The sequence below is a fragment of the Streptomyces sp. NPDC096310 genome, assembly GCF_044763125.1.
Taxonomy (GTDB): Bacteria; Actinomycetota; Actinomycetes; order Streptomycetales; family Streptomycetaceae; genus Streptomyces.
On the sequence record NZ_JBIWFO010000002.1, the window covers coordinates 121,930 to 146,612 of the forward strand.

The following is a 24,683-nucleotide window of genomic DNA, read 5'->3' on the forward strand; positions in this document are numbered from 1 at the left end:
TAAAGCACCTTGTGAACAAGTGAATCGCGATATGTGCGCCCACTATTATGTTAGTGGGTGCCCACGAACGTGGACAGGCCCGCCACCCGGGCGGGTGACGGGCATGCCAAGCCCCTGAGCCCCAGGGCCTCCTACAGCGTCTTCGCCGGCGCCGCTGCCTCGCGGCCGACCATCAGGCCGTCTCCCACGCGGTCCACCCGGACCGTGTCGCCGTCCGTGATGTCGCCCGCCAGGATCTCCTTCGCGAGCTGGTCGCCGATCGCCGTCTGGACCAGGCGGCGCAGGGGGCGGGCGCCGTAGGCCGGGTCGTTGCCCTCTTCCGCCAGCCAGGCCAGGGCCTCCGGGGTGACCTCCAGGGTGAGGCGGCGTTCCGCGAGGCGTTTGGCGAGGCGGCCGATCAGGAGGCCCGCGATGTGGGCCAGCTCGTCCTGGGACAGGGCGGAGAAGACCACCAGGTCGTCCAGGCGGTTGAGGAATTCCGGCTTGAAGGAGGCCCGTACCGTCTGGAGGACCTGCTCCTTCTTGCGCTCCGGGGTGATCGTCGGGTCGACCAGGTACTGGCTGCCCAGGTTCGACGTCAGGATCAGGATGGTGTTGCGGAAGTCGACCGTCCGCCCCTGGCCGTCGGTGAGGCGGCCGTCGTCCAGGACCTGGAGCAGGACGTCGAAGACCTCGGGGTGGGCCTTCTCGACCTCGTCCAGGAGGACCACGGAGTACGGGCGCCGCCGTACCGCCTCGGTGAGCTGGCCGCCCTCCTCGTAGCCGACGTAGCCGGGGGGCGCGCCGACCAGGCGGGCAACGGAGTGCTTCTCGCCGTACTCGCTCATGTCGATACGGACCATGGCCCGCTCGTCGTCGAAGAGGAAGTCCGCGAGCGCCTTGGCCAGTTCGGTCTTGCCGACCCCGGTCGGGCCGAGGAAGAGGAACGATCCGGTGGGACGGTCCGGGTCCGCGATGCCGGCGCGGGTGCGGCGTACGGCGTCGGAGACGGCCTGGACCGCCTCGCTCTGGCCGATCAGCCGCTTGCCCAGCTCCTGCTCCATGCGCAGCAGCTTCTGCGTCTCGCCCTCCAGCAGCCGGCCCGCCGGGATGCCGGTCCAGGAGCCGACGACGTCGGCGATGTCGTCCGGGCCGACCTCCTCCTTGACCATCGTGTCCTTGGCGGCCTCCTGCTCGGCCTCCGCCGCGGCCTCCAGCTCGCGCTCCAGGTTGGGGATCTCCCCGTACAGCATCTTGGAGGCGGTGTCGAAGTCGCCGTCGCGCTGCGCGCGTTCGGCCTGGCCGCGCAGGTCGTCCAGGCGTTCCTTCAGCTCACCGACCCGGTTCAGGCCCTGCTTCTCCTTCTCCCAGCGGGCGGTGAGGCCGCGCAGCTCCTCCTCGCGGTCGGCGAGGTCGCGGCGCAGCTTCTCCAGGCGCTGCTTGGAGGCGGGGTCGGACTCGTTCTTGAGGGCCAGCTCCTCCATACGGAGGCGGTCGACGGAGCGCTGGAGCTCGTCGATCTCGACCGGCGAGGAGTCGATCTCCATACGGAGCCGGGACGCGGCCTCGTCGACGAGGTCGATGGCCTTGTCGGGGAGGAAGCGCGAGGTGATGTAACGGTCGGAGAGGGTGGCGGCGGCCACCAGGGCCGCGTCCGCGATCTGCACCTTGTGGTGGGCCTCGTAACGGCCCTTGAGACCGCGCAGGATCGCGATGGTGTCCTCGACGGTCGGCTCGGCGACCAGCACCTGCTGGAAGCGTCGCTCCAGGGCGGCGTCCTTCTCGATCCGCTCGCGGTACTCGTCGAGGGTGGTCGCGCCGACCATGCGCAGCTCGCCTCGGGCCAGCATCGGCTTGAGCATGTTGCCCGCGTCCATCGAGGAGTCACCGCCGGCGCCCGCGCCGACGACGGTGTGCAGCTCGTCGATGAAGGTGATGATCTGCCCCTCGCTCTCCTTGATCTCGGAGAGGACGGTCTTGAGGCGTTCCTCGAACTCGCCGCGGTACTTCGCGCCGGCGACCATCGCGCCGAGGTCCAGCGAGACCAGTCGCTTGTTCTTCAGCGACTCGGGCACATCGCCCTTGACGATGCGCTGTGCCAGTCCCTCGACCACGGCCGTCTTGCCGACGCCCGGTTCGCCGATCAGGACCGGGTTGTTCTTCGTACGGCGCGACAGCACCTGCACCACGCGCCGGATCTCCTGGTCCCGGCCGATGACCGGATCGAGCTTGCCGTCGCGGGCGGCCGCGGTGAAATCGGTGCCGAACTTCTCCAGGGCCTTGTACTGGCCCTCCGGGTCGGGTGTGGTCACCCGGCGCCCTCCCCTTGCCTTTTCGAACGCGTCCAGGAGCCGGTCAGCGGCTGCCCCCTGCCGGGCCAGTATCTCCCCCGTCGGGCCGCCCTTGGCGGCGATGCCGATGAGCAGGTGTTCGGTGGAGAGGTAGTCGTCGCCCAGCTCCTTCGCCCGGCGGCCCGCGTCGGCGATGACGGCGAGCAGGTCACGGTTGGGCTGCGGGGGCGCGACGGTCGATCCGGTGACGCTGGGCTGGGCGGCGAGCAGCCGCTCCGTGGCCGCCCGTACGCCCGCCTGGTCGGCCTCGACGGCGGCGAGCAGGTCGGTGACGTTCTCGTTGTCCTGGCCCTCCAGCAGCGCGAGCAGCAGATGCGCGGGGGTCAGATCGGGATGTCCCGCCGCCACCGCCCGGTTGGTGGCGGAGTTGATCGCATCCCGGCTCTTGTTGGTCAGCTCGGCGTCCACGTGGGCCCTCTCCTCCTTGCACGAGTTCTGCGCACGAGTTCTGCGCGCGTTCTTGCGGGACCCCTCACGGGATCCTCACGCGATCCCTTGCGTGATCCCTTACGGGTACGGGAAAACGCCGCTCCGGTCTCATCCGGCCCACCGCGTCCCTGACAGCAAGAACCTACGTAAAGTTGAGTCTATTCCACTCAAGGCTGGCCGGCGCCCAGAAAATCGGCCCCCGGCCCCTGATTTTTCTCGGGTTCCGGCGCGAGCACCACTGGTACACACCAAAGGCCCGGCGCACGGGTGTCCGCGCGCCGGGCCTGGAGAAGCCGCCGGGCCCGGAGGAATCCGGGCAGCACAACGGCGCCATCGTGTTTCAGGTCCACGATGGCGCCGTTGTGTGGGGGAAGCGCCTGAACGATTTGAAACGACGGGGGAATCGTTCAGGCACTGCGGGGGGTGGCGAGGGTGGTCTGTGGTGCTCCGACGAGCTGGTGGTCACGCTGGTCGAGGTTGACGAAGATCATGTCGTAGCGGATGGCACAGCGGACCGGGCGTGGAGCCCCGCGCGGCCTGCGGAGGCAGCGGTAGGCACGTACGTCCTCGTCCTCCTCACGCACGACGACGATCGGCTCTCCGAAGAGAGTGACCATCAACGAGTCTCCTCGGTGGGGGATGGCCGTGACCAGATCGATGAAGTGCCACCCCGATCGGTACGCCGTGGCCATCTCACGCCGGAAGACCCGATCGTCCGGCGGGACGGTCATGCCGTGATGCCGGCCGGGGTACTGCCCCACTCGATGTCGCCGGCGTCACCCGAAGCCGCCTTGGGGGCGAACGTCCACGAAATCTCCTCCGTGGTCATCTCCCCGTCCGCGGCCTGGACGACGGTTCCGGCCGGAGTGCTGGTCCAGGAGATCTCCCCCACCGCGGTGGTCTGGCCGGCCGAACCGGCCGGCGCGCTGGTCCAGGAGATCTCCCCGGCAACACCCAGCACACCGTAGGCCAGAGCCGCAGAGAAAGCAGTGGCAACCACCGCGCGAAGCATTCTCTTATACATAGTCGGCTTCGTCCTCACTTGATGGATTCCTCTCCCCCGCCATCTAGACGATGTCTCATTCGGACACGTCAACACCACCGGGACGAGGCATCATGTTCCTGCATGTTCAGGACCCTGAGGGGTGGAGATTTGACCGAAAGCATCACAAAACCGACACATCCCCATGCCGTCACTGATCTATGTGAAGACGGCAGGCGGCTTTACGCCAGCGCGCTGCGCTCCGGACGCCTCGCCCGGAGCGAGGCCGAGGCCGCCCCCTGCCTCATGGAGTTCCCGCTCCTTCATCCGGACCCGGACGATCCGGACTGGCTGCGACCGGTTCCGCCGTCCGCCGCGCTCTCCCAGCGCCTCAACCCCATCGAGCGGGAGATCCAGGAGCGACGGCACTTCGCGGTGGCCCTCACCGACGCTTTCGAGCCGTTCATGGCGATCGCCTCGCAGGGGCCGCCGAGCGCCCACGCGATCACGGTCCTGGAAGGCAAGGGCCGTATCAACGCGGCCATCGACCTCGCCACGGCCGCGTGCAGGACGGAGGTCCTGACCGTCCAGCCAGGCGGTGTCCGCAGCGCCGACGCGCTCGAACAGGGGCTGGAGCGCGGCCAGCTCGTGGTGGACCGCGGGGTCAGCATCCGCACCCTGTACCAGCACACCGTCCGGCACGGCCAGGGCACGCTCGCCTACGCCGAACGGCTCGCCGAGGGGAACGTCGAGATCCGGACGCTGGAGGAGCTGGTCGAGCGGCTGATCATCTTCGACCGCACCGTCGCGTACATCCCGGCGCGCTCCGACCGGGCGGTCGCTCTGGAACTGCGCCATCCGGCGCTCGTCGACTACCTGGCCCAGGTCTTCGAACAGCTCTGGCGGCGCGCCACACCCCTCACCGAACAGGTCTCGTACGAGCCGACGCCCGACGGTGTCTCCGGCGTCCAGCGGTCGATCGCGAAGCTGCTCATCGAGGGGTACGTGGACGAGGCCATAGCGCGGCGTCTGGGGATGAACGTACGGACCTGCCGCGCCCACATCGCCAAACTCGCCACCACGCTCGGCAGCGGAAGCAGGGCACAGCTCGGCTATCTGATCGCGCACTCGGGAATCCTCGACCAGGAGCGCTGACCCGGCATTTCGAAACACCTCGACATACCTCGCTCCGCACCGCCCACAAACGAAAACCACCGTGAACGAAGAGAGGGAAGGCGCCGACTGAATCGACCCGAATCAGCTCGAATTCCCTGAACCGGACGCCGAACCACCGCCCCTGCACGGCGAGAACTCGGCGATGGCCTCGGTCACTCTCTGTAGAGTGCCGACACAGGCCTGCCCGGATCAAGTGAAACGCGACTGCACTGATGCGCACTGCGGAACCGTGCAGCACTGCGGAACCACGCAGGAGGGACATATGACACAACCGGACGCGGTGACCCACAGAGAACCGTCGCCCGCTGTGTCGGCGGGGGCGCACAACCTGCTGCGCCGGCTCGTACGGGGCGAGCAGGTCGAGCGGGCCGAGCCGGGCTGCACGGAGCTGATCGCCCTGGGCCTGGCCGTGCACGACCCGCACGCCGACCGGTGGGGCGTGGCCGACCTGCACCACGCCGAGCAGAGCGCGATGGCCGAGGAGCGCGCCGGCATCGCCCGTCACCTCCAGCGCATGCATCAGCTCGACGAGCTGTACCGTGACATGCGTACGCACGAATCGCCCACCGGTAACGGAATCGAGTTCCTCGACCGGGTCGAACACGTCAATGCGGCCATCATGCAGGCAGCGGATTACGCGCAATCCCACATGTATACGGCACATCCGGTGAACCGCACCGCGAAAGGGCTCGCCGCGGTCGTCCCCCGCGAGATCAATCTCCTTGAGCGCGGTATCACCCGCCGCACGATCTATTCGGAGGCCGCCCGCACCCGTGCCGCGGAACAGACGTGGGCCACCACCATGAGCGCGCACGGCGCGGAGATACGTACCCTCGCCTCCGATTTCGAGCGAATGATCCTCGTGGACAGAAGATTCGCCATCATTTCCGACCACCGGGACGAGCCGAACAGAATGACCGCGTTCAAGGTGACGCACCCCGGCATGGTGGCCTTCCTCCACCACCTCTTCGACCAGCAGTGGGAACGGGCCGAGCCGTGGATGGGCGGCCGGTTCCGGCCGAGGGAGGGCATCGTCACGACGGGGCGCTCGCGGCGCATCCTCAACAAGCTCCGCGAGGGCCGCACCCTCAAGCAGATCGCCAGCGAGCTGGACGTGAGCCTGCGCACCGTCAACACCGACCTCAACAAGCTGTACGAGGTCGTCGGCGTGGACACGCTGTTCTCGCTCGGGGTGTGGTGGGGCTCCGAGGCCGCCGCCGAGGAGCGCAAACTGGGCTGACCGCGCCCCGTACCCCGTACGTACGGCGGCCGAAGCCGCGGACCCCGCACAGCGGGACGCCCGGCCGGAAGATCCCGGCCGGGCGTCCCGCTGAGGCGGCGCCACGAGGGACCGCGGTCCCTCGCGCGCCCGGGTCAGTCCGTCGCGCGCTTGGGCTTCGGGCGCCACACCACCAGCGCGCTCGTCTGCTGCACGTCCTGATACGGCACCAGGTCCCGGCGGTACGAGGCGTGCACCTGCGCCTCGCGCTGTCGCATCGCCGCCGCCGCGCCGTCCACCGCGGACGACAGCTCGGCGACCCTGGCCTGGAGCGCGGCGACCTGGTTCTCCAACTCGATGATGCGCTTGATCCCGGCCAGGTTGATGCCCTCGTCCTGCGAGAGCTGCTGCACCTGGCGGAGCAGTTCGATGTCCCGGGCCGAGTAGCGGCGCCCACGGCCCGCCGTACGGTCCGGCGAGACCAGGCCCAGACGGTCGTACTGTCTGAGGGTCTGCGGGTGCAGCCCGGAGAGCTGGGCCGCCACCGAGATGACGTACACCGGCGTCTCCTCGGTCAGCGTGTACGCCGCCCTGCCGAACGCTGAGGACGGCCGCCGCCGCCCGTCCCTGTCCATCGGGTCATGCTCCCTTCGCCGCCTGGAACAGCTCCGCCCGCGGGTCCTGGTCCGCGGTCGCCTTCCGGTATGCCTCCAGCGCGTCGCGCGCCTCGCCGCCGAGGTCCTTGGGCACGACCACCTCGACGGTGACCAGCAGGTCGCCGCGGCTGCCGTCCTTGCGTACGGCGCCCTTGCCACGGGCCCGCATCGTACGGCCGTTGGGGGTGCCCGCGGGCAGTTTCAGCGTGACCGGGGGGCCGCCCAGCGTGGGCACCCGCACCTCGCCGCCGAGCGCCGCCTCCGTGAAGGTGACGGGCACGGTGACGGTGAGGTTGTCGTCCCTGCGGCCGAAGACGGGGTGCGCGTCGACATGGACGACGACGTACAGGTCGCCGCCGGGTCCGCCGCGCTCACCGGGAGCGCCCTTGCCGCGCAGCCTGATCCGCTGGCCGTCGCTGACGCCCGCCGGGATCCGGACCTGCATGGTCCGCGAGGACCTGGCACGCCCGCTGCCCTTGCACACCTCGCACGGGTCCTGGGCGATCAGCCCGCGGCCCTTGCAGTCCACGCACGGGTCGGTCAGCGAGAAGCCGCCGCCCGAGCCGCGCGACACCTGTCCGGTGCCGACACAGGTCGGGCAGACCCGCGGTGAGCCGTTCTTGTCGCCGGTGCCGGAACACGCCTTGCACGGCGCCTGGCTGGACATCCGCAGCGGGACCGTGGCCCCGTCGACGGCCTCGGTGAAGCTGAGCGTCACCTCGGTGTCGATGTCCTGGCCGCGGCGCGGCTGCGTACGAGTGCCGGGGCCGCCGCGGTTGAACAGTCCGCCGAAGACGTCCCCGAGCCCGCCGCCGAAGCCGCCGGCCCCGGCGGGGCCGCCCTGCGTGCCGCCCTGGCCGCCGCCGAAGAGGTCGCCCAGGTCGAAGTTGAACGAGCCGTTGCCGCCCGCGCCGGGCCCCGGCCGGAACCCGCCGTTGCCGAAGAGCGAGCGCGCCTCGTCGTACTCCTTGCGCCGCTTGGGGTCGCCGAGGATGTCGTTCGCCTCGGAGATCTCCTTGAAGCGCTCCTCCGCCTTGGCGTCGCCCTTGTTGGCGTCCGGGTGGAACTCGCGGGCGAGCTTCCGGTACGCCTTCTTGATCTCGGCCTCGGTGGCGTCCTTGGGAACGCCGAGAACCTTGTAGTAGTCCTTCTCCACGAAGTCCTTCGTGCTCATCCTCGACGTCCCTCCTCTCCGCCCGCACCGGCACCGCCGGTCACCGCGTCACCTGTGTCCGGCGCCCGGCCGGCGCGTCGCGCGCCGGCCGCGGCCGGTGTGTTCTTCCCGTCAGCCCTCGTCGGGGCCACCGTTCTCCCTGTCATCGGCCGAATCCGCCTGCTCCTCCGCGGACTTGGTCTTGCCGCCCGGCTGCGGCTCGGCCACCGCGACCCTGGCGGGCCTGATCGTCCGCTCGCCGAACCGATACCCGGGCTGGAGGATCGCGACGCACGTCGTCTCCGTGACGTCCGGCGCGTACGAGTGCATCAGGGCCTCGTGGATCGTCGGGTCGAAGGGCTCGCCCTCCGTACCGAACGGCTGGAGACCCAGCTTGACCGTGACCGCTTCGAGCGACTCGGCGACGGACTTGAAGCCGCCGACCAGCTCGTCGTGGTCGCGCGCCCGGCCGATGTCGTCGAGCACGGGCAGCAGCTCGGTCAGCAGGTTCGCGACCGCGATCTCCTTGACGGAGACCCGGTCCCGCTCCACACGCCTGCGGTAGTTCTGGTACTCCGCCTGGAGCCGCTGGAGGTCCCCCGTGCGCTCACCGAGCGCCGTACGGACCTGGTCGAGCTGGGCCAGCAGAGCCGCGTCCTGGATGTCCCCGGCGGGGGCCGCCGGCCCGGACTCCTGAGCGGAGTCCGGCTCGGCGGCCTTCGGCGTGGCGTCGTCGGCGCCGGAGGGGACATCGGGCTTCTCCTCGAAGCCCGGAGTCTCCTCGGTCACGCCGCACCGTCCTTCCTGGGCTTCTCGTCGTCGACGATCTCGGCGTCCACGACGTCGTCCTCGGGCTTGGCCTGGCCTTCGCCGGCCGCACCCTCGGGACCGGCGGCGCCGGACGCCTGGGCGTCCGCGTACATCGCCTGTCCGAGCTTCTGCGAGACGGCGGCGACCTTCTCCGTGGCGGTACGGATCTCCGCGGTGTCCTCGCCCTTCAGCTTCTCCTTGAGATCGGCGATCGAGGCCTCGACCTCGGTCTTGATCTCGCCGGGAACCTTCTCCTCGTTGTCCTTGAGGAACTTCTCCGTCTGGTAGACGAGCTGCTCGGCCTGGTTGCGCGTCTCCGCGGCCTCGCGGCGGCGGTGGTCCTCGTCCGCGTACTGCTCGGCCTCTTCGCGCATCCGGTTGACCTCGTCCTTCGGCAGCGAGGAGCCACCGGTGACGGTCATCTTCTGCTCCTTGCCGGTGCCGAGGTCCTTCGCGGCCACGTGCATGATGCCGTTGGCGTCGATGTCGAAGGCGACCTCGATCTGCGGCACACCGCGCGGCGCGGGCGGCAGACCGGTCAGCTCGAACATACCGAGCTTCTTGTTGTACGCGGCGATCTCGCGCTCGCCCTGGTAGACCTGGATCTGCACCGACGGCTGGTTGTCCTCGGCCGTCGTGAAGATCTCCGAGCGCTTCGTCGGAATCGTCGTGTTCCGCTCGATGAGCTTGGTCATGATGCCGCCCTTGGTCTCGATACCCAGGGACAGCGGGGTGACGTCGAGGAGCAGGACGTCCTTGACCTCACCCTTCAGGACACCGGCCTGGAGCACGGCGCCGATGGCGACGACCTCGTCCGGGTTGACGCCCTTGTTGGCCTCGCGGCCACCGGTCAGCTCCTTGACCAGCTCGGCCACGGCGGGCATACGCGTCGAACCACCGACGAGCACCACGTGGTCGATCTCGGAGAGCTGGATGCCGGCGTCCTTGATGACGTTGTGGAACGGGGTCTTGCACCGGTCCAGCAGGTCGGCCGTGAGCTGCTGGAACTGGGAGCGGGTGACCTTCTCGTCCAGGTGCAGCGGGCCCTCGGCGGACGCCGTGATGTACGGGAGGTTGATCGTGGTCTCGGTGGAGGACGACAGCTCGATCTTCGCCTTCTCCGCGGCCTCGCGGAGACGCTGGAGAGCCATCTTGTCCTTGGCCAGGTCCACACCGTGACCGTTGGCGAACTGCTTCACCAGGAAGTCGACCAGGCGCTGGTCCCAGTCGTCACCACCGAGGTGGTTGTCACCGTTGGTGGCCTTCACCTCGACGACGCCGTCACCGATCTCCAGCAGCGAGACGTCGAACGTACCGCCACCGAGGTCGAAGACCAGGATGGTCTGGTCGTCCTTGTCGAGCCCGTAGGCCAGCGCGGCCGCCGTCGGCTCGTTGACGATACGCAGCACGTTCAGGCCCGCGATCTCGCCGGCCTCCTTGGTGGCCTGGCGCTCCGAGTCGTTGAAGTACGCCGGGACGGTGATCACCGCGTCGGTGACCTTCTCGCCCAGGTACGCCTCGGCGTCCCGCTTCAGCTTCTGCAGCACGAAGGCCGACATCTGCTGGGGGTTGAAGTCCTTGCCGTCCAGGTTGATCTTCCAGTCGGTGCCCATGTGGCGCTTGACCGACCGGATGGTCCTGTCGACGTTCGTGACCGCCTGGCGCTTCGCGACCTCGCCGACGAGCACCTCGCCGTTCTTGGCGAAGGCGACGACGGACGGCGTGGTCCTGGCGCCCTCTGCGTTGGTGATGACGGTGGGCTCGCCGCCTTCGAGAACGCTGACGACGGAGTTAGTCGTGCCCAGGTCGATGCCGACCGCACGTGCCATTTCGATTCCTCCAGGTGACTTGAGTGGAACAGGCTCAAGGATGCATCACAGATTCCGTGGAGTCAAAGGACCTGAGCCGAAGAGACTCAACTATTGTGCGCCCACCCCTGCGCCGGGGGATCCGCGACCCCCGGGCCGGCGCCGGAGGCCGGCCTGCGGACCCCGGACCGGCTGCTTTCCCGGGGCGCCTACCGGACCCGTACCGCCCCAGCATGCGATCGTTCCCCGACAAAAGCCATAAAGCGCTCAGAGAACGGTCAGATGTGGCCATGAAGCGACATACGCCCTCGGATACACCCTGGCATTCACCCCGGCCCTTCCCGCACCGGGGGCGGCGCCTCGCGGCGCACCTCGCAGCCCATCTCGAACCCAAACGACTGCTGGACCTGACCCTCGGCTCGGTCCTGCTGGTCCTGGCCTCGCCCGTGCTCGCCGCCGCCGCGCTCGCCGTCGCGCTCACCCGCCCGGCCGGCGGCGTTCTCGTACGCGACTACCGCACTGGGCTCAACGGACACCCCTTCCTCCTGAGTTCCCTGCGCACCCGCCGCTTCCGCCTCGACCTGCTCTCCCGGCTGCCCCATGTCGTACGCGGCCACCTCTCACTGGTCGGGCCCGCGCCCCTGGAGTTCGGCTCCCCCGGCGCGGCGGCGCCCTGGCGGCGGCTCGTACGGCCCGGGCTGACCGGGCTCGCGCAGGTACGGCGCCGCTCCAGGCTGCCGTGGGACGAGGCGCCCCTGCTCGACCAGCACTATGTGGAGCACCACTGGATCGGCCTCGACCTCGCGATCCTCGCCCGGACGCCCGGCGCGCTCATCATTCCTCCGGTCAGGGTCACCTCAGCGACACAGATCACCGGCCCCACGGCTACATTGCGACGGAATAAGTGGGTACCCTCAGCACGAGCTGATTAAGTTACCGCTTAGTACGATCAGTATGAGTGCTGATTCACCCACCCTCGCAGGCCCGAGGAGCCCCCGAATGCAACTCGCCGCGATCATCGTGTCGCTGGTCCTGACCGTGGTCGGCGTCGCGCTCATCGGCCGCGCCGTCGCGCAGATCTACCGCTTCGTCCGACTCGGCCGGCCGGTGCCCGAGGGGAGCCGCACGGACGACCCCAAGCAGCGCAGCCTCACCCTGGCCAAGGAGTTCGTCGGCCACACCCGGATGAACCGCTGGGGGGTCGTCGGCGTCGCCCACTGGTTCGTCGCGGTCGGCTTCCTCACGCTCGCGCTGACGATCATCACCGCGTACTGCCAGCTCTTCCAGGCGGACTTCGTCCTCCCGGTGCTGGGCGGCTGGCTGCCGTACGAGATGTACACCGAGTTCATCGCCCTGGCGACGACGGTCGGCATCCTCGTCCTGATGGGCATCCGGCTGGCGAGCCTGCCCTCGCGCGCGGGCCGCAAGTCCCGCTTCACCGGCTCCAAGCTGGGCCAGGCGTACTTCGTCGAGTACGTGATCCTGGTGATCGGCCTCGCGATCCTCACGCTGCGCGGTCTGGAAGGCGCGATCCACGGTGTCGGCCACTACGAGGCGGCGTACTTCGTCTCGTACCCCCTGGTCGCCGCGTTCGGCGGACTGAGCCTCGCCACCCTCCAGAACCTCGTGTACCTCGCCGCCATGATCAAGCTCGGTACGACCATGGCCTGGGCGATCACCGTCGGGCTCAACACCAACATGGGCGTCGCCTGGCACCGCTTCCTCGCCTTCCCCAACATCTGGTTCAAGCGCGAGGCGGACGGCTCCACGGCACTCGGCGCACTGCCGCCGATGACCAGCGGCGGCAAGGAGATCGACTTCGAGGACCCGGGCGAGGACGACACCTTCGGCGTCTCCCAGGTCGAGCACTTCTCCTGGAAGGGCATCCTCGACTTCTCGACGTGTACGGAGTGCGGGCGCTGCCAGTCGCAGTGCCCCGCCTGGAACACGGGCAAGCCGCTCTCCCCCAAGCTGCTGATCATGTCGCTGCGCGACCACGCGCACGCCAAGGCGCCGTATCTGCTGGCGGGCGGCGGCAAGACCATGGAGGGCGAGGAGCAGGCGTCCGAGGAGCAGCTCGCCGGGGTGCCCGCGGCGGCCCTCGCGGAGGCCGAGCGCCCGCTGATCGGGACGCTGGAGGAGAACGGCGTCATCGACCCCGACGTGCTGTGGTCCTGCACCACCTGCGGCGCGTGCGTGGAGCAGTGCCCGGTCGACATCGAGCACATCGACCACATCGTCGACATGCGCCGCTACCAGGTGATGATCGAGAGCGCCTTCCCCAGCGAGGCCGGGACGATGCTCAAGAACCTGGAGAAGAAGGGCAACCCCTGGGGGCTCGCCAAGAAGCAGCGCCTGGAGTGGACGAAGGAGGTCGACTTCGAGGTTCCGGTCGTCGGTAAGGACGTGGACGACCTGACCGAGGTCGACTACCTCTACTGGGTGGGATGCGCGGGCGCCCTGGAGGACCGCGCCAAGAAGACCACGAAAGCCTTCGCGGAGCTGCTGCACATCGCGGGCGTGAAGTTCGCCATCATGGGCGGCGACGAGAAGTGCACGGGCGACTCGGCCCGCCGCCTCGGCAACGAGCCGCTGTTCCAGCAGCTCGGCCAGGAGAACGTGGCCATGCTGAACATGGCGTACGGGGAGTCCCTCGACGAGGAGGGCAACGCGGACGCCTCGACGAAGAAGCCGAAGGCGTCGAAGAAGATCGTCGCGACCTGCCCGCACTGCTTCAACACGATCGCCAACGAGTATCCGCAGCTCGGCGGCGAGTACGAGGTCATCCACCACACCCAGTTGCTCCAGCACCTCGTGGACGAGGGCAGGCTGGTCCCGGTGACCCCGGTCGAGGGCCTGATCACGTATCACGACCCCTGCTACCTGGGCCGGCACAACAAGGTCTACACACCGCCGCGCGAGATCATGTCGTCCGTCCCCGGCCTGCGCCAGCAGGAGATGCACCGTCACAAGGAGCGCGGCTTCTGCTGCGGCGCCGGCGGCGCGCGGATGTGGATGGAGGAGCGGATCGGCAAGCGCGTCAACAACGAGCGTGTGGACGAGGCCCTTTCACTCAACCCGGACATCGTCTCGACGGCCTGCCCGTTCTGCCTGGTGATGCTGACGGACTCCGTCAACGGCAAGAAGAACGACGGTCAGGCCAAGGAGTCCCTCCAGGTGGTGGACGTGGCGCAGTTGCTGCTCGACTCGGTACGGACACCGGCCGACCCGGATCCGGACGAGAAGCGCGAGAACGCGCCGGACCCGGAGCCCGAACCGGCGAAGTAGGCCGTCGCCCGCCCCGGGTACGGGGCGGGTACGGGACGGGTGCGGGACCGGCACGGGGGGCCGGCCGGGGCGGGGCGGGCTGGGCGGCACAACCATCCGGGGGCGGTACGGGTCCAACCGGCCATGCGGAAACCTCCGGTGGCCGGCAGGCACGCCCTCGCTCCCGTGGCCCCTCTGATCGGCCTCGTCTGTCTGGCGGGCCTGGCGACGGCGTGCGGGGGCGCGGGCACACCACCGGACGACGGGCCGTCGTCCGGGCCACCGACGGGCGCGCCGTCCAGCGCATCGGCCCCTCCTTCGCCCTCGCCTTCGCCCTCTCCCTCGCCCCCGCCTTCGCCCTCTCCCTCGCCCCCGCCCGCGCCGTCCACCCCCGCCACGTACTCCGACTTCGACGGCGACCGGGTGAGCGACCTCGTCCTGACCGACTCGTCCGCGACGGTCGACGGCCTCTACTCCGCCGGACTCGCGGCCGTGGTGCCCGGCTCGCCGGACGGCCCGGCCCCGGCCCGCCACCGGGTGATCACCCAGAACGGCCTGAACCTCGGAAAGGCCGGTCAGGGCGGCGGGTTCGGCGGATCCGTCGTCTCCGCCGACCTCGACGCGGACGGGACGGCCGATCTGATCACCGGGGCGGGCCGCGACACCGTCTTCGTCGTCTGGGGCGGCCGAAAGGGCCTCGCGGGCGGAGCCCGGCTCTCCGGCGGCGCGCCGCTGACCGGCGACTTCGACGGGGACGGGTACGCCGACCTGGTCACCGCGGGGCAGTCGCCGTCGACGGCGACGCTGTCGTACGGCCCGTTCAGCCGGGCGGGGGTGCCCGCGGCCACGGTGCCGCTGGACCTCACACCGAAGGACGGCGGCCCGGAGCCCGACTCCGCTCCCGAGGGGTACTACACGGCCCGTCTCGCCGCAGCGGGGGATGTGAACGGCGACGGCCGGGACGATCTCGTCGTCACCTGGACCCATGTCTACGCGGACGAGATGCCCGTCCCGCGCGCCACCGCCGTCCACCACGGGACCGCCAGGGACGCCGGGGGCGTGTCCGCCGCGTACACCCGCCTCAAGGACGCGCGGGGCAGGGACATCTACGGCGCGGACACGCTCACCGCCGACGTCGACAAGGACGGCGCCGCGGACGTGATCGTCGGCCGCTCCTGCGAGGTCATCGGTGACGAGCAACTCGCGGACGACGGCAGCCGGCTGACGGTCGTGTACGGCGCCCGGGCGGGCGGCGGTCGCGCCCTGAAGCCGACGACGATCGACGACCGCACGCCCGGGCTGCCCGGCGCGCCCGTCTCCACCGGCTGCGGCTTCGGGTCCGCGGCCACGGCGGGCGACGTGAACGGCGACGGCTACGCCGACGTGGCCTTCACCGCCGCGGCGAAGGACGGCTCGGCCGTGGCCCTCGTCCTGCGCGGCGGCGGGAAGGGCCTGACCGGAACGGGCGCCCAGCACCTCGCGGGCCTCACCGGGGCGCCCCGGCTCGCGCTGCTGGACACGGACGGGGACGGGGCGGCGGAACTGGCCGTCAGCACGATGCGCGGGGAGAGCCCCGGGACCCCGGAGGTACGCGTCCTGCGCGGCGGCCCGGACGGGGTGACCGGCACCGGGTCCGAAACCGGCTCGGGCCCCGGCGGATGGCCGCGCCTGATCGGCCCGGCGGATCTGGACCTGACAGGGACGACGGTCGGCCGCTTCGGTTTCGGCTTCGGTCGCTGAGCCCCGCCCGGCCTGGGCACGACGCCGCGCCCCGCGCACAATGAGGCGGTGTGTCGGGGGCCGGTGAGTACGGATGGGGCGGGTGGGTCATGCGGACAGGGCAGGTACGGCAGGTACGGCAGATACGGCAGATACGGCAGATACGGCGGTCACAACAGATACGTACAGCAGCGGCGAAGGCGGGGACGGTGGCGAAGGCTGCGATCAGCCTCTCCGCCTGTACGGCCCTGCTGCTGCCGCTGACCGCCTGCACCGACACCTCTCCCGGCTCCACTCCCGGCTCCTCCTCCGACGGCTCGACGGAGGCGAAGAACGGCGACACCGCCCCGGGCGCCGGCGCGACGGCCACCGCGCGCCGCGCCGTCCCGCGCGGCAGGGGCAGCCGCCTCCCGGACGACCTCAACGGGGACGGCCACCCCGACCTCGTACTGAACGACCTGGTCAAGGCGGCGGGTGACACGTACGGGGACGACGCGGGCATCGGCATCGTGTACGGCACGGCGCCCAGGCCAGGTGATGCGGACAAGGCGCCCCGCTTCGACCCGGCCGTACGCCAGACGCTCGACCCGCGTGAGCGGGGCGCCCGGGTGGACGGGGTGCTGCCCGCGGCGTTCGACGCCGAGGCGGCGTGCGACCTCGACGGCGACGGCTTCGGCGACCTGATCATCGCCACGGACCCGCCGTACAACGGCATCGGAACGCCGCCCGTCCCGCTCCAGATCCTCTTCGGCGGCCCGGAAGGGCCCACCGGCCGCGCGGTCGTCCTCAGGATCCCGGCGAAGGCCCGCGCGGGCGACGAATGGCCCGACCATCCGGTCTGCGGCGACTTCGACGGCGACGGCGAGGTCGATCTCGCGGTCACCGCGAGCGGCGGCCAGGTCAGCTTCCTGCGCGGCCCGTTCAGCCGGACCGGCGCCCCGCGCGCCGCCGCCGCGCCGGTCCCGGGCGGCGGCCCGGTCCTGGCGGCGCCGGAGCCAAAGAGCGATGTGAACGGGGACGGTTACGACGACTTCGTCGCCCTGCCCCGCCCCCGCGCGCCCGGGGCCGCCGCGCGCGGAACGCTGCTGCTGGGCGGCCCGGACGGCCCGGAGCGGCCAGGCGGCGCGTACGGCTTCACGGCGGTACGGAAACCCCCGGCGCCGCGCCTGCCCGGCGTACCGCGCGGAAAGGCGGCCACGGAGATCCTGCGCGCGACGGACGGGTACCTGGCGACGCGCACGCACCGGGCGGAGACATCGGACCTGGTGGCGCTCTACGCCCCCGAGCCCACGAACTCCGCCCCCGATCCCCGGACATCCGCTCCCCGAACCTCCGCTTCCGGGGCGCCGGCCTACCGCCCGCACCCCCTGCTCACCTTCAGCACGGCGCTCTTCCTGCACTGATGTCCCGGGACCGCACCCCGGGGACCATCCCCCCAGGGTTCCCCTAAGGGATGTCACAGCTCGGCCGCAAAGGCCCTCCGGTTCCCTCCCTCCGCCACCGGGCCCGCCGGGAGCGGGTACGTTCGATTGCGTGGCTGGATTCAGGATCGGACGCGGCCGGGACAACCGCACCTCGCAACAGCAACCGCAGCAACCGCCGTACGGACGGCAGGCGCCGCCCCCCGCATACGGGGGCGGTCAGCAGGGCGCGCCGTCGTACGGCCGGCAGCAGTGGCCCCCCGCGGGCGGTGGACAGCCAGGGGGCGGCGCGCCGCACGGCGGCGGCCGGGCCGGCGAGCCCGAGTACTTCGGCGACCCGTACGGGCAGCAGCAGGGGTACGGCGGCGCGCCGCAGCACCAGGGCGACCCGTACGCCAACAACCCGGGGCACACCCAGGCGTTCAGCATCGACGAGGACCGCTACGGCGACGGCGCCGCCTACCAGGCCGGCGCGGCCCCGGTCCCGTCCGGCCCGCGGCTGCGCTGGAAGGAGTTGCTGAGCGGCATCGTCCTGCGGCCCGCGCAGACGTTTCTCCAGATGCGCGACTACCCGATCTGGGGCCCGGCCCTGATCGTGACGTTCCTCTACGGGCTGCTGGCGCTGTTCGGCTTCGACACGGCCCGTGAGGAAGCGATCAACGCGACGCTGACCACGGCCATCCCGTACGTCCTCACGACGGCGGTCGCCTTTGTCATCGGTGGTCTGCTCCTGGGCGTGGTCACCCACTCGCTCGCCCGCCAGCTCGGCGGCGACGGCGCGTGGCAGCCGACCGTGGGTCTCTCCATGCTGATCATGTCGATCACGGACGCCCCGCGCCTGCTCTTCGCGCTCTTCCTGGGCGGCGAGAACTCGCTGGTGCAGATCATCGGCTGGGCGACATGGGTGGCGGCGGGCGCGCTCTTCACCGTGATGGTGAGCAAGTCGCACGACCTGCCGTGGCCGAAGGCGCTGGGCGCGTCGGCGATCCAGCTCATCGGGCTGCTGTCGCTGCTCAAACTGGGCACGCTGTAACCAGCACGCCGTAACGGGGAAGGGGCTCGGTGACGCCGCCCCCTTCCCCTCCTTCTCACCTTCCGACGACGGGCGGCTCGACGCTCCAGGGAAAGTTGATCCAGTCCTCGGTGCGCTTCCAGACGTACTCGCACTTCACGAGCGACTGCGACTTCTCGTATATGACCGCGCTGCGCACCTCGGCGACATGGCCGACGCAGAAGTCGTGGACGAGCTTGAGCGTCTTGCCGGTGTCGGCGACGTCGTCCGCGATCAGGACCTTCTTGCGGGAGAAATCGACGACATTGGGGACGGGCGCGAGCATGACGGGCATCGCGAGCGTGGTCCCCACCCCGGTGTAGAACTCCACATTGACCAGATGAATATTTTTGCAGTCCAGGGCATAGGCGAGCCCGCCGGCGACGAAGACACCGCCGCGCGCGATGCTCAGCACCACATCCGGCTCGTAGCCGTCGTCCGCGACGCTCTGCGCCAGCTCGCGCACGGCGCGGCCGAACGTCTCGTACGACAGGTTCTCCCGGCGCTCGGTCATGCGCGCGTCACACCTGCGTCCGATGGAAGTTGACGTACGACCGCGAGGCGGTCGGCCCCCGCTGCCCCTGGTACCGCGACCCGTACCGCTCGGACCCGTAGGGGAACTCGGCGGGCGAACTGAGCCGGAACAGACAGAGCTGCCCGATCTTCATCCCGGGCCAGAGCTTGATGGGCATCGTCGCCATGTTCGACAGTTCGAGGGTGACGTGCCCGGAGAACCCGGGGTCGATGAACCCGGCGGTCGAGTGCGTCACCAGCCCGAGCCGCCCGAGGCTGGACTTGCCCTCCAGCCGTGAGGCGATGTCGTCGGGCAGCGAGATGACCTCGTACGTCGACGCGAGCACGAACTCACCGGGGTGCAGAATGAACGGCTCGTCGCCCTCGGGCTCGACCGTCCGCGTCAGGTCGACCTGCTCGACGGCGGGGTCGATGTGTGGATAACGGTGGTTCTCGAACACCCTGAAGTAGCGGTCGAGCCGTACATCGATGCTGGAGGGCTGCACCATCGTCGTGTCGTACGGATCGAGGCGTACGCGGCCGGAGTCGAGCTCGGCCCGGATGTCCTTGTCTGAGAGAAGCACGCCCCGAGGATACGCAAGGCGCGCGAGCCCACCCCAATCGGGCAGCCCCGCGCGCCTCACCCGCCGAGAGTCAGCGCTGATCCACCCTGTTCACCGTCTCCACGGGCACGGCATGCCGCAGCCGCGCACAACGCGGACACCGGATGAGCCGCCCGGGGCCGATCCGGCCCGTGTCGAGCTGCTGCATCGGGAATGTCGCAGTGCTGAACACGTGCCCTTCGGCACAGCGGACGACGGTGTGTTCCATCAAGTCCATCAGGTCCCTTCCCCAACAAACGCGGACGAACGCCCACACTAGGGGATGATCAGGACACCACAAGAAGCGGCACTCCGCCCCCGACCCTACGCCCCAACTCCCGCCCCCGACTCCCCCTTCAGCCACACCCGCACCACCGCCCACACGGACGGATCGCACGGTGCGGGGGCGCCCGGGGCGGGGGATGGGGTAGAGTGTCCGACGATGCGAAGCCGATCACCGGCTCGCCAAGCGGGTGTAGTTTAATGGTAGAACATGAGCTTCCCAAGCTCAGAGCGCGAGTTCGATTCTCGTCACCCGCTCCACCATGAAGGCCCAGGTCAGCGACCTGGGCTTTGTTTGTTGTCTAGACCATTTCCGGGTGAGCCAGCCCTCCATCAGCCCTATCTGCCGACAAGAGCACCGCTTCAGCCGCCTCCTGCGACACTTCGGAGCCTTGCCACGCCAGGCTTCTCACATGGCGAGACACGTTTCATATGAACTGGGCCACACGGATGTGAGTCGTCGTGAAATTGCGGATGCAATACGGCTTTCCACGAACTCACCAGGTAACACGGTGCGGCGGAGGCAGAATCGCCGTTGCCGGCCGACCCTTCCTCCGCCGCGCCGCCTGGGCGTGGCAACCGCCGCCTCAGCCGGAGTGCTTCCGCACCTCCGCCGGGGACTCCTCGGTTGACCGTGCGCGTTGCTGGCGCACTTCGGCGTCGATGCTCTGAGCGAGCTTGCGCTGGTGCTTCTTCTTGGAGTGCTGGTAGATCAACTGCGCCTTCGAGCTGGACTGGCCCGCGCGGACCATCAGGTCCTTGAGCTTCGCGCCCGAGTCGGCGGCCAGGGTGTTACCGGTGTGGCGCAGGTCGTAGAAGCGGAAGTTGTCCGGCAGACCTGCGGCGATCCGCGCCTTGCGCCACTTCCGACCGAAGGAGGAACGCCGCAGGGCGGCCCCTCGCTCGCCCACGATGAGCATTCCGTCCGGCTCCTTCTCGGCGAACCACTGAAGGTGGCGGCGCAGCTCGGGCACCACGAAGTCGGGCAGAAAGACCGCGCGCTTGCCCGCCCGCGACTTCGGATCGCCGATGTCCTTCTTGCCGTTGCTCAACTCCGGCGCGGCGCACCTGATCCACACGACGCCCTCGTCGAGGTCGATGTCGCCGCGCCGTAGCTCCGCGAGCTCTTCGGGGCGGAGAGACGCGAAGGCACCCAGGAAGATCATGATCCGCCAGCGCGGTCCGATAGCCTCGGCCAGGGCGTAGACCTGCTGGATCTCGCAATGTCAGGTTCGTCCGCCTCCTCCTTGCCCCGGATCTGCCGTCACCGCTGCCACCACGACGCCACGCTCACGGCTGGGACAATCCGAATCGGACCGGTTTCACCGTGAGTACGCCGAACTCCTGCGCGATGATTCGCGGGTCGGTGGAGCGTGGGGGATCGAGAACAAGGCCGGCGAGATCGCGGCGCGTATCCAGTCCTCGCTCGCAGGGGGCGGGCCCTCCGACCGTATCCAGCGTCGGATGTACCGGCTCGCGTCCGACGTCACGTGCTTGGCCGCCTTCGCGGGTCTCGCACGCGACTGCGAGATCATGTACCGGGTCTGGGATCACCTGATGCTCACCTCCAGCCAGCGGGAGAACCACGCCGAGGCCGCGGCCGGTGCGGAGGTGATGAAGCGCTCATCGGTGGCCCGGCGTGATCCGCGGTAGGCGTCACTGGGCCACATGCGGCACGCCAACGCCCTGGCCAGACTGCACCAGCCCACGGAGTCGCTGCGGGCCATGAACCTGGCGGAGAAGGCGTTCGGCCGCGCCCAGGGTGAGAAGCCGGCGGAGTGGATCGCGTTCTACAGTCGAGCCGAGTTCGACGCCTTGTCGTCGTATGTCTGGACGGCGCTCGGGGAACACGAGCGGGCCGAGTACTGCCTTCACCGCACCCCTTGCCGCCATCCCCGGCGGCATGGTCCGTAACCGGGCCCTCTACACGGCGCACCTTTCGCTGGCGCAGGCGATGCGGGGAGAGGTAGAACTGGCCCCTGCCCAGCGGGGCCCAACGGCGCCGTTCATCAAGTCGCTTTCACTGGGCTTCGTGCTCCTGGTGCTGCGAGGGCTTCGTTACCACCAGCCCGGCCCGGTCGAGGGCTTCCGCTCTAGGGACGCTGGCCCGGCTTGTCGACGACAGCTCGCTCGATGATCGCGCTGGACCCGGTGAGCTCGCCCTTCTTCTGCCCGTCCGGGAGATCTTCGACGGCGACGCTGCGCTCTCCCAGGAATCGCTTCGTCTCCTTGCCGAAGATCAGCTCCTGGCGCTCTCCATCGTTGACGCGCGCGACGGCCACGCCGTGTCGTCCCGCCGCGTCGACCGCATCCGGAATGACGACAACCCCGGGAATCTTGGCTGCCGCCCGGTAAAGAGCCGCACTCTGGGCGGGCGGCATCAGCCCCTCGAACGCTAGATCACCGACCTGCACGAACGTGTTCTGGTCCTCGCTCTCGCCTCCGTCGCTGACCCGGTGGAGCCACTTCAGCATCTTGTCGGGGTCGGTTGGCAGGGTCTGCAGGTTCCGGTAGTTGGCGGAGGCTTCATGGAGCGGGAGATCGGGCTCCAGGATGTTCTCGCTCTTGCCGTTGCCCTCGCGGACCAGCCCCGTGTGCAGGCCGTCCACCGAAAGCCACACCTCCCGCTTGTGGAGAGGATCCAGCTTTGCTGTCCTGCCCTCCGCGTGTGTCGTGAAGCCCACCCTGCTCTCGACGTACACGAACTGGTCGTCGCGGATGTCGCCGGGCACCTTCTCGCGCTCGGCCGCCAACGCGATGTTCTCCAGCAACGCCACGGCCTCCTTGGCCGGCGGTTGCGCGTTCGCGCCCCCGCCGGACGGTGGGAGGAACACGAAGGTGATGGCGGCAGCGGCGGCGACGGCCGCCGCTGCGAACGCGGGCCGCATCCGCTTTTTGCGTACAGAAGCCCGCTCGGGCGTCTCGGTCTGCCGGATCTCGTTCATCAGATGCTCCTTGAGGAGTTCGTGACGGCCCGGCGGAAGGCACTTCTCGGGAAGCTCAGTCATCGGTTCCCCTCCTTGATGGGCCTGACCGCCGTAGCGCGGCCATCTCTCATCTGTCCGCGCCCGGATGACGGTTCCATATGTTCTGCGAGTTTTGTTCTTGCGCGGGACAGTCGCGATCGCACGGTCCCGACAGGCACCCCGAGCGCCTCGGCCGCCGCCGCGTAGTCGAGCCCCGCCCAGACGCAGAGGGCCAGTACTTCCCGATCGGCCCTGCGCAGCCGGGACAGCGCCGTCCGCACGAGCGCCAGCTGCACCGAGTCATCGAGGCGCCCGGCTATCTCATCGGCGAAGTCTCGCTCGACCTCCTCAGGGGGCAGTCGCGCGACAGCGGCGGCGTGTCTTCGCGCCGCCCGGCGCGTGTTGCGCGTGACGTTGGTGGCGATCCCGAGCAGCCAGGGCCGCAACGAACCGCCTTCCTCATTGACCCTCTCGCGCAGACGCCAGGCGTCCAGGAAGGTCAGCGACACGACATCTTGGGCCTGAGCCCAGTTTCCCGTAAGCCGGAAAGCGTGGTTGTAGACGGAACGTGCGTACGCGTCGAAGAGCTCACCGAAAGCGTCGTGGTCCCCCGTGCTGATGCGTTTCCGCAGAGTCGTATCCACACCTTCCATCTGTCCGCACGATGAAGGCCGGTTCCAGTGACTCACGTCATAGAGGCGAGTGCGCGACGAGTGCTGTGCTGGTGATCGACTCCGGCAGCGCTTCTTCCCGCCGGACGATGGGCTGACGGCTCGGCTGGTCGGCGCCCTGCTTCCTCGTCCGGCCGCTTCGGTCGAACTCTTCCGGCTCCATGGGATGTGCTGGTTGAGCCCACCGCGAGGCGAAGGCCCTTCCCAAACGAAGCAGGCCCGAAAGTCCAAAGACGCGATACGCACGACGACCGCCAAGACCCCCATTGCCCCGCCCCGACTCGCGGACGGCCGCGAGATAAGGATCCGATCCTTCGCGTGAGCACACCGCTCTGCAACCCTGAATCCGATATCCCTCGTCGTACCGGTCCAGGCAGCCCGAGACGTCTTCGTAACCGCCCAGTCGCAGGCCAGCCCCATCCCAGCCCTTCAGGGCGGTACACCAGGGTCAGAAGCGGTCAATCCAACCGGCTCCCGTACAGCTCGCGGACCCACGTAGTCCCTGGTCAGAGCGCTGCGGCACTCCGGCGCGCCGTTGATTCCCAAGCTCAGAGCGCGAGTTCGATTCTCGTCACCCGCTCTTTGAGAAAGCCCCAGGCCAGTGACCTGGGGTTTCTTCGTCTTCAGCCATCGTTTCCGTGGTCGTGCGCCCCCGAACGCGGCGGCATATCGCGCCCTCTTCCTGGATACTGACCCAGGGGATCACAGCCCGGTCTCTCCGATCTCCGCCGTGCCACGTTCGCTCGGCGCCTGCCCGCGTCGCTCTCCGAGCTTGCCGGACCGGAGCGCGGCGCAGTGAATCCGACTGCGTTCACTGGTCAGCCGTGAGTCCGTGTGGTCTGGGAGAACTCCTTCGACGAACTGGCTCACAGCCTCAGGCAGCCGCGTGAACCTCACGGACCTGCGCCGCCGTCCTCATGTAGGCGTCCGACCGTGAACTCTGTCACCAATCCCCGTGGGCAGAACAGCTAGGGCAGGGGCCGCAGGTCGGGCTTCTCCCGCAGGCCGCCGTTGTTCTCGCAGTTGAGCCGCTCGGCCACGGCGAGTGACGCGGCGTTGACGACCGTCAAATTCTCCTTCAGGTTCTCCAGCGCGTCCCCACGGTCCTCCGCGTCAGAAAAAGCCGCATAGATGCGCGCCGGCCGCTCGTCCGAACCCTTCATCCGGGGGCTTACACACTCGAAGTAGATTCTGGCCCCGCGAGCCGACGCGACAGACTCCTTGCCCAGGGCGAAGAAACGAACCCCCTCACGAGGCTTCGTGTCCCCCACGTCCTGCGGCGCGTAGATGGAGAAATCGATGGTGGCGTCATCACGCGCATTAGAATCTTTTGGCACCATTTTGCAGAGTTTCTCACCGACCGTCCAACTGCGGCCCGATGCATGACCGTCCTTGATGTTTTCGGACACCCGTCCCAGCCCTTCGCCACGGAGTCGGTAGAAGGACGTGGCGCCGGTGACAGACTCGACCGTCTGCTCCAACGGACCGGCGAACACGCCGTCACACACCTCCGCCGCCCCCACGTAGGGCGACTCGTCCTCCTCCCCGAACCCGCACGCGACCGCGACCGCGCCGATGACCAGCACCACCCCGGTCACGGAAAGCGCCTTCCTCACCCGCACCACTCC

General features: G+C 69.4%; 23 protein-coding genes and 1 tRNA gene. 10 read left to right on the top strand and 14 right to left on the bottom strand.

Annotated features, from left to right (window positions below; genetic code table 11):
* Positions 1–131: 131 nt before the first annotated feature.
* From clpB to ACIQ7D_RS05910, 3 genes are all read right to left on the bottom strand, one after another.
* Positions 132–2,738: an ATP-dependent chaperone ClpB gene (gene clpB / locus ACIQ7D_RS05900; RefSeq protein ID WP_403934034.1), complete on the bottom strand. Its 2,607-nt coding sequence runs from the start codon at positions 2,736–2,738 to the stop codon at positions 132–134.
* A gap of 428 nt (positions 2,739–3,166) precedes the next feature.
* A complete protein-coding gene (locus ACIQ7D_RS05905; protein WP_365817249.1) occupies positions 3,167–3,490 on the bottom strand; it encodes a (2Fe-2S)-binding protein in 324 nt (107 codons plus the stop codon).
* Positions 3,487–3,759: a 5'-nucleotidase gene (locus ACIQ7D_RS05910; RefSeq protein WP_403934035.1), complete on the bottom strand. Its 273-nt coding sequence runs from the start codon at positions 3,757–3,759 to the stop codon at positions 3,487–3,489. The genes ACIQ7D_RS05905 and ACIQ7D_RS05910 overlap by 4 nt, the downstream gene beginning before the upstream one ends.
* 126 nt (positions 3,760–3,885) lie before the next feature.
* Here ACIQ7D_RS05910 and ACIQ7D_RS05915 point away from each other — a divergent pair, with 126 nt between their 5' ends.
* On the top strand, positions 3,886–4,896 hold the full coding sequence (locus ACIQ7D_RS05915; protein ID WP_385007284.1) for a helix-turn-helix transcriptional regulator: 1,011 nt from the start codon (positions 3,886–3,888) through the stop codon (positions 4,894–4,896).
* A 283-nt stretch (positions 4,897–5,179) separates the two neighbouring features.
* Positions 5,180–6,157, top strand: coding sequence for a LuxR C-terminal-related transcriptional regulator (locus ACIQ7D_RS05920; protein ID WP_403934037.1), 978 nt, complete (start codon positions 5,180–5,182; stop codon positions 6,155–6,157).
* 134 nt (positions 6,158–6,291) lie between these two features.
* Here ACIQ7D_RS05920 and ACIQ7D_RS05925 read toward each other — a convergent pair whose 3' ends face one another.
* The 4 genes from ACIQ7D_RS05925 to dnaK all read right to left on the bottom strand — a co-directional run bounded on the left by ACIQ7D_RS05925 (position 6,292) and on the right by dnaK (position 10,584).
* A complete protein-coding gene (locus ACIQ7D_RS05925; RefSeq protein ID WP_385007280.1) occupies positions 6,292–6,771 on the bottom strand; it encodes a heat shock protein transcriptional repressor HspR in 480 nt (159 codons plus the stop codon).
* 4 nt (positions 6,772–6,775) lie between these two features.
* A complete protein-coding gene (gene dnaJ / locus ACIQ7D_RS05930) occupies positions 6,776–7,966 on the bottom strand; it encodes a molecular chaperone DnaJ (RefSeq protein ID WP_403934039.1) in 1,191 nt (396 codons plus the stop codon).
* A 111-nt stretch (positions 7,967–8,077) separates the two neighbouring features.
* The gene (gene grpE, locus ACIQ7D_RS05935; protein ID WP_403934041.1) at positions 8,078–8,734 is read right to left on the bottom strand and encodes a nucleotide exchange factor GrpE; all 657 of its coding nucleotides are present in this window, start codon (positions 8,732–8,734) and stop codon (positions 8,078–8,080) included.
* The gene (gene dnaK / locus ACIQ7D_RS05940; RefSeq protein ID WP_329824214.1) at positions 8,731–10,584 is read right to left on the bottom strand and encodes a molecular chaperone DnaK; all 1,854 of its coding nucleotides are present in this window, start codon (positions 10,582–10,584) and stop codon (positions 8,731–8,733) included. The genes grpE and dnaK overlap by 4 nt, the downstream gene beginning before the upstream one ends.
* 269 nt (positions 10,585–10,853) lie before the next feature.
* Here dnaK and ACIQ7D_RS05945 point away from each other — a divergent pair, with 269 nt between their 5' ends.
* From ACIQ7D_RS05945 to ACIQ7D_RS05965, 5 genes are all read left to right on the top strand, one after another.
* A complete protein-coding gene (locus ACIQ7D_RS05945) occupies positions 10,854–11,495 on the top strand; it encodes a sugar transferase (protein WP_403934043.1) in 642 nt (213 codons plus the stop codon).
* A gap of 67 nt (positions 11,496–11,562) precedes the next feature.
* Positions 11,563–13,851 (top strand): (Fe-S)-binding protein, encoded by a 2,289-nt coding sequence (locus tag ACIQ7D_RS05950; RefSeq protein ID WP_403934045.1) that lies wholly within the window; start codon positions 11,563–11,565, stop codon positions 13,849–13,851.
* A 402-nt stretch (positions 13,852–14,253) separates the two neighbouring features.
* A complete protein-coding gene (locus ACIQ7D_RS05955; RefSeq protein ID WP_403934047.1) occupies positions 14,254–15,570 on the top strand; it encodes an FG-GAP repeat domain-containing protein in 1,317 nt (438 codons plus the stop codon).
* A gap of 188 nt (positions 15,571–15,758) precedes the next feature.
* Positions 15,759–16,952, top strand: a complete 1,194-nt coding sequence (locus ACIQ7D_RS05960; RefSeq protein ID WP_403934049.1) for an FG-GAP repeat domain-containing protein — start codon at positions 15,759–15,761, stop codon at positions 16,950–16,952.
* A gap of 130 nt (positions 16,953–17,082) precedes the next feature.
* Complete coding sequence (locus tag ACIQ7D_RS05965; protein ID WP_403934051.1) at positions 17,083–18,003, top strand: Yip1 family protein; 921 nt, start codon at positions 17,083–17,085, stop codon at positions 18,001–18,003.
* Between the two features lie 55 nt (positions 18,004–18,058).
* Here ACIQ7D_RS05965 and ACIQ7D_RS05970 read toward each other — a convergent pair whose 3' ends face one another.
* The 3 genes from ACIQ7D_RS05970 to ACIQ7D_RS05980 all read right to left on the bottom strand — a co-directional run bounded on the left by ACIQ7D_RS05970 (position 18,059) and on the right by ACIQ7D_RS05980 (position 19,374).
* The gene (locus ACIQ7D_RS05970; protein ID WP_403934053.1) at positions 18,059–18,535 is read right to left on the bottom strand and encodes a phosphoribosyltransferase; all 477 of its coding nucleotides are present in this window, start codon (positions 18,533–18,535) and stop codon (positions 18,059–18,061) included.
* A gap of 7 nt (positions 18,536–18,542) precedes the next feature.
* On the bottom strand, positions 18,543–19,118 hold the full coding sequence (dcd, locus tag ACIQ7D_RS05975) for a dCTP deaminase (protein WP_403934055.1): 576 nt from the start codon (positions 19,116–19,118) through the stop codon (positions 18,543–18,545).
* 70 nt (positions 19,119–19,188) lie between these two features.
* Positions 19,189–19,374 (bottom strand): hypothetical protein, encoded by a 186-nt coding sequence (locus ACIQ7D_RS05980; protein WP_403934057.1) that lies wholly within the window; start codon positions 19,372–19,374, stop codon positions 19,189–19,191.
* Between the two features lie 231 nt (positions 19,375–19,605).
* On the opposite strand from ACIQ7D_RS05980, the gene ACIQ7D_RS05985 reads away from it, so the two are divergent.
* Positions 19,606–19,679, top strand: a tRNA-Gly gene (locus ACIQ7D_RS05985).
* A 326-nt stretch (positions 19,680–20,005) separates the two neighbouring features.
* Here ACIQ7D_RS05985 and ACIQ7D_RS05990 read toward each other — a convergent pair.
* Positions 20,006–20,584 (bottom strand): tyrosine-type recombinase/integrase, encoded by a 579-nt coding sequence (locus tag ACIQ7D_RS05990; RefSeq protein ID WP_403934059.1) that lies wholly within the window; start codon positions 20,582–20,584, stop codon positions 20,006–20,008.
* Positions 20,585–20,882: 298 nt separating this feature from the next.
* Here ACIQ7D_RS05990 and ACIQ7D_RS05995 point away from each other — a divergent pair, with 298 nt between their 5' ends.
* The gene (locus ACIQ7D_RS05995) at positions 20,883–21,071 is read left to right on the top strand and encodes a hypothetical protein (RefSeq protein WP_403934060.1); all 189 of its coding nucleotides are present in this window, start codon (positions 20,883–20,885) and stop codon (positions 21,069–21,071) included.
* 15 nt (positions 21,072–21,086) lie between these two features.
* Entirely contained in the window at positions 21,087–21,332 is a 246-nt protein-coding gene (locus ACIQ7D_RS06000) for a hypothetical protein (protein WP_403934061.1), read from the top strand.
* Between the two features lie 179 nt (positions 21,333–21,511).
* Here the strand turns inward: ACIQ7D_RS06000 and ACIQ7D_RS06005 are convergent, their stop codons facing one another.
* The 3 genes from ACIQ7D_RS06005 to ACIQ7D_RS06015 form a co-directional block, all read right to left on the bottom strand.
* The gene (locus tag ACIQ7D_RS06005; RefSeq protein WP_403934063.1) at positions 21,512–22,426 is read right to left on the bottom strand and encodes a CU044_5270 family protein; all 915 of its coding nucleotides are present in this window, start codon (positions 22,424–22,426) and stop codon (positions 21,512–21,514) included.
* Complete coding sequence (locus ACIQ7D_RS06010) at positions 22,423–23,028, bottom strand: RNA polymerase sigma factor (RefSeq protein WP_403934065.1); 606 nt, start codon at positions 23,026–23,028, stop codon at positions 22,423–22,425. The genes ACIQ7D_RS06005 and ACIQ7D_RS06010 overlap by 4 nt, the downstream gene beginning before the upstream one ends.
* A gap of 995 nt (positions 23,029–24,023) precedes the next feature.
* Positions 24,024–24,653: a hypothetical protein gene (locus ACIQ7D_RS06015; protein ID WP_403934067.1), complete on the bottom strand. Its 630-nt coding sequence runs from the start codon at positions 24,651–24,653 to the stop codon at positions 24,024–24,026.
* Positions 24,654–24,683 lie beyond the last annotated feature (30 nt).

Bases quoted from the DNA above. Each gene is read 5' to 3' on its own strand.
- ACIQ7D_RS05905 (WP_365817249.1), bottom strand. From the start codon at position 3,490: ATGACCGTCCCGCCGGACGATCGGGTCTTCCGGCGTGAGATGGCCACG.
- ACIQ7D_RS05915 (WP_385007284.1), top strand. From the start codon at position 3,886: ATGTTCAGGACCCTGAGGGGTGGAGATTTGACCGAAAGCATCACAAAA.
- ACIQ7D_RS05920 (WP_403934037.1), top strand. From the start codon at position 5,180: ATGACACAACCGGACGCGGTGACCCACAGAGAACCGTCGCCCGCTGTG.
- ACIQ7D_RS05925 (WP_385007280.1), bottom strand. From the start codon at position 6,771: ATGGACAGGGACGGGCGGCGGCGGCCGTCCTCAGCGTTCGGCAGGGCG.
- dnaJ (WP_403934039.1), bottom strand. From the start codon at position 7,966: ATGAGCACGAAGGACTTCGTGGAGAAGGACTACTACAAGGTTCTCGGC.
- dnaK (WP_329824214.1), bottom strand. From the start codon at position 10,584: ATGGCACGTGCGGTCGGCATCGACCTGGGCACGACTAACTCCGTCGTC.
- ACIQ7D_RS05945 (WP_403934043.1), top strand. From the start codon at position 10,854: ATGAAGCGACATACGCCCTCGGATACACCCTGGCATTCACCCCGGCCC.
- ACIQ7D_RS05950 (WP_403934045.1), top strand. From the start codon at position 11,563: ATGCAACTCGCCGCGATCATCGTGTCGCTGGTCCTGACCGTGGTCGGC.
- ACIQ7D_RS05970 (WP_403934053.1), bottom strand. From the start codon at position 18,535: ATGACCGAGCGCCGGGAGAACCTGTCGTACGAGACGTTCGGCCGCGCC.
- ACIQ7D_RS05980 (WP_403934057.1), bottom strand. From the start codon at position 19,374: ATGGACTTGATGGAACACACCGTCGTCCGCTGTGCCGAAGGGCACGTG.
- ACIQ7D_RS05990 (WP_403934059.1), bottom strand. From the start codon at position 20,584: ATGATCTTCCTGGGTGCCTTCGCGTCTCTCCGCCCCGAAGAGCTCGCG.
- ACIQ7D_RS05995 (WP_403934060.1), top strand. From the start codon at position 20,883: ATGTACCGGCTCGCGTCCGACGTCACGTGCTTGGCCGCCTTCGCGGGT.
- ACIQ7D_RS06000 (WP_403934061.1), top strand. From the start codon at position 21,087: ATGCGGCACGCCAACGCCCTGGCCAGACTGCACCAGCCCACGGAGTCG.
- ACIQ7D_RS06005 (WP_403934063.1), bottom strand. From the start codon at position 22,426: ATGACTGAGCTTCCCGAGAAGTGCCTTCCGCCGGGCCGTCACGAACTC.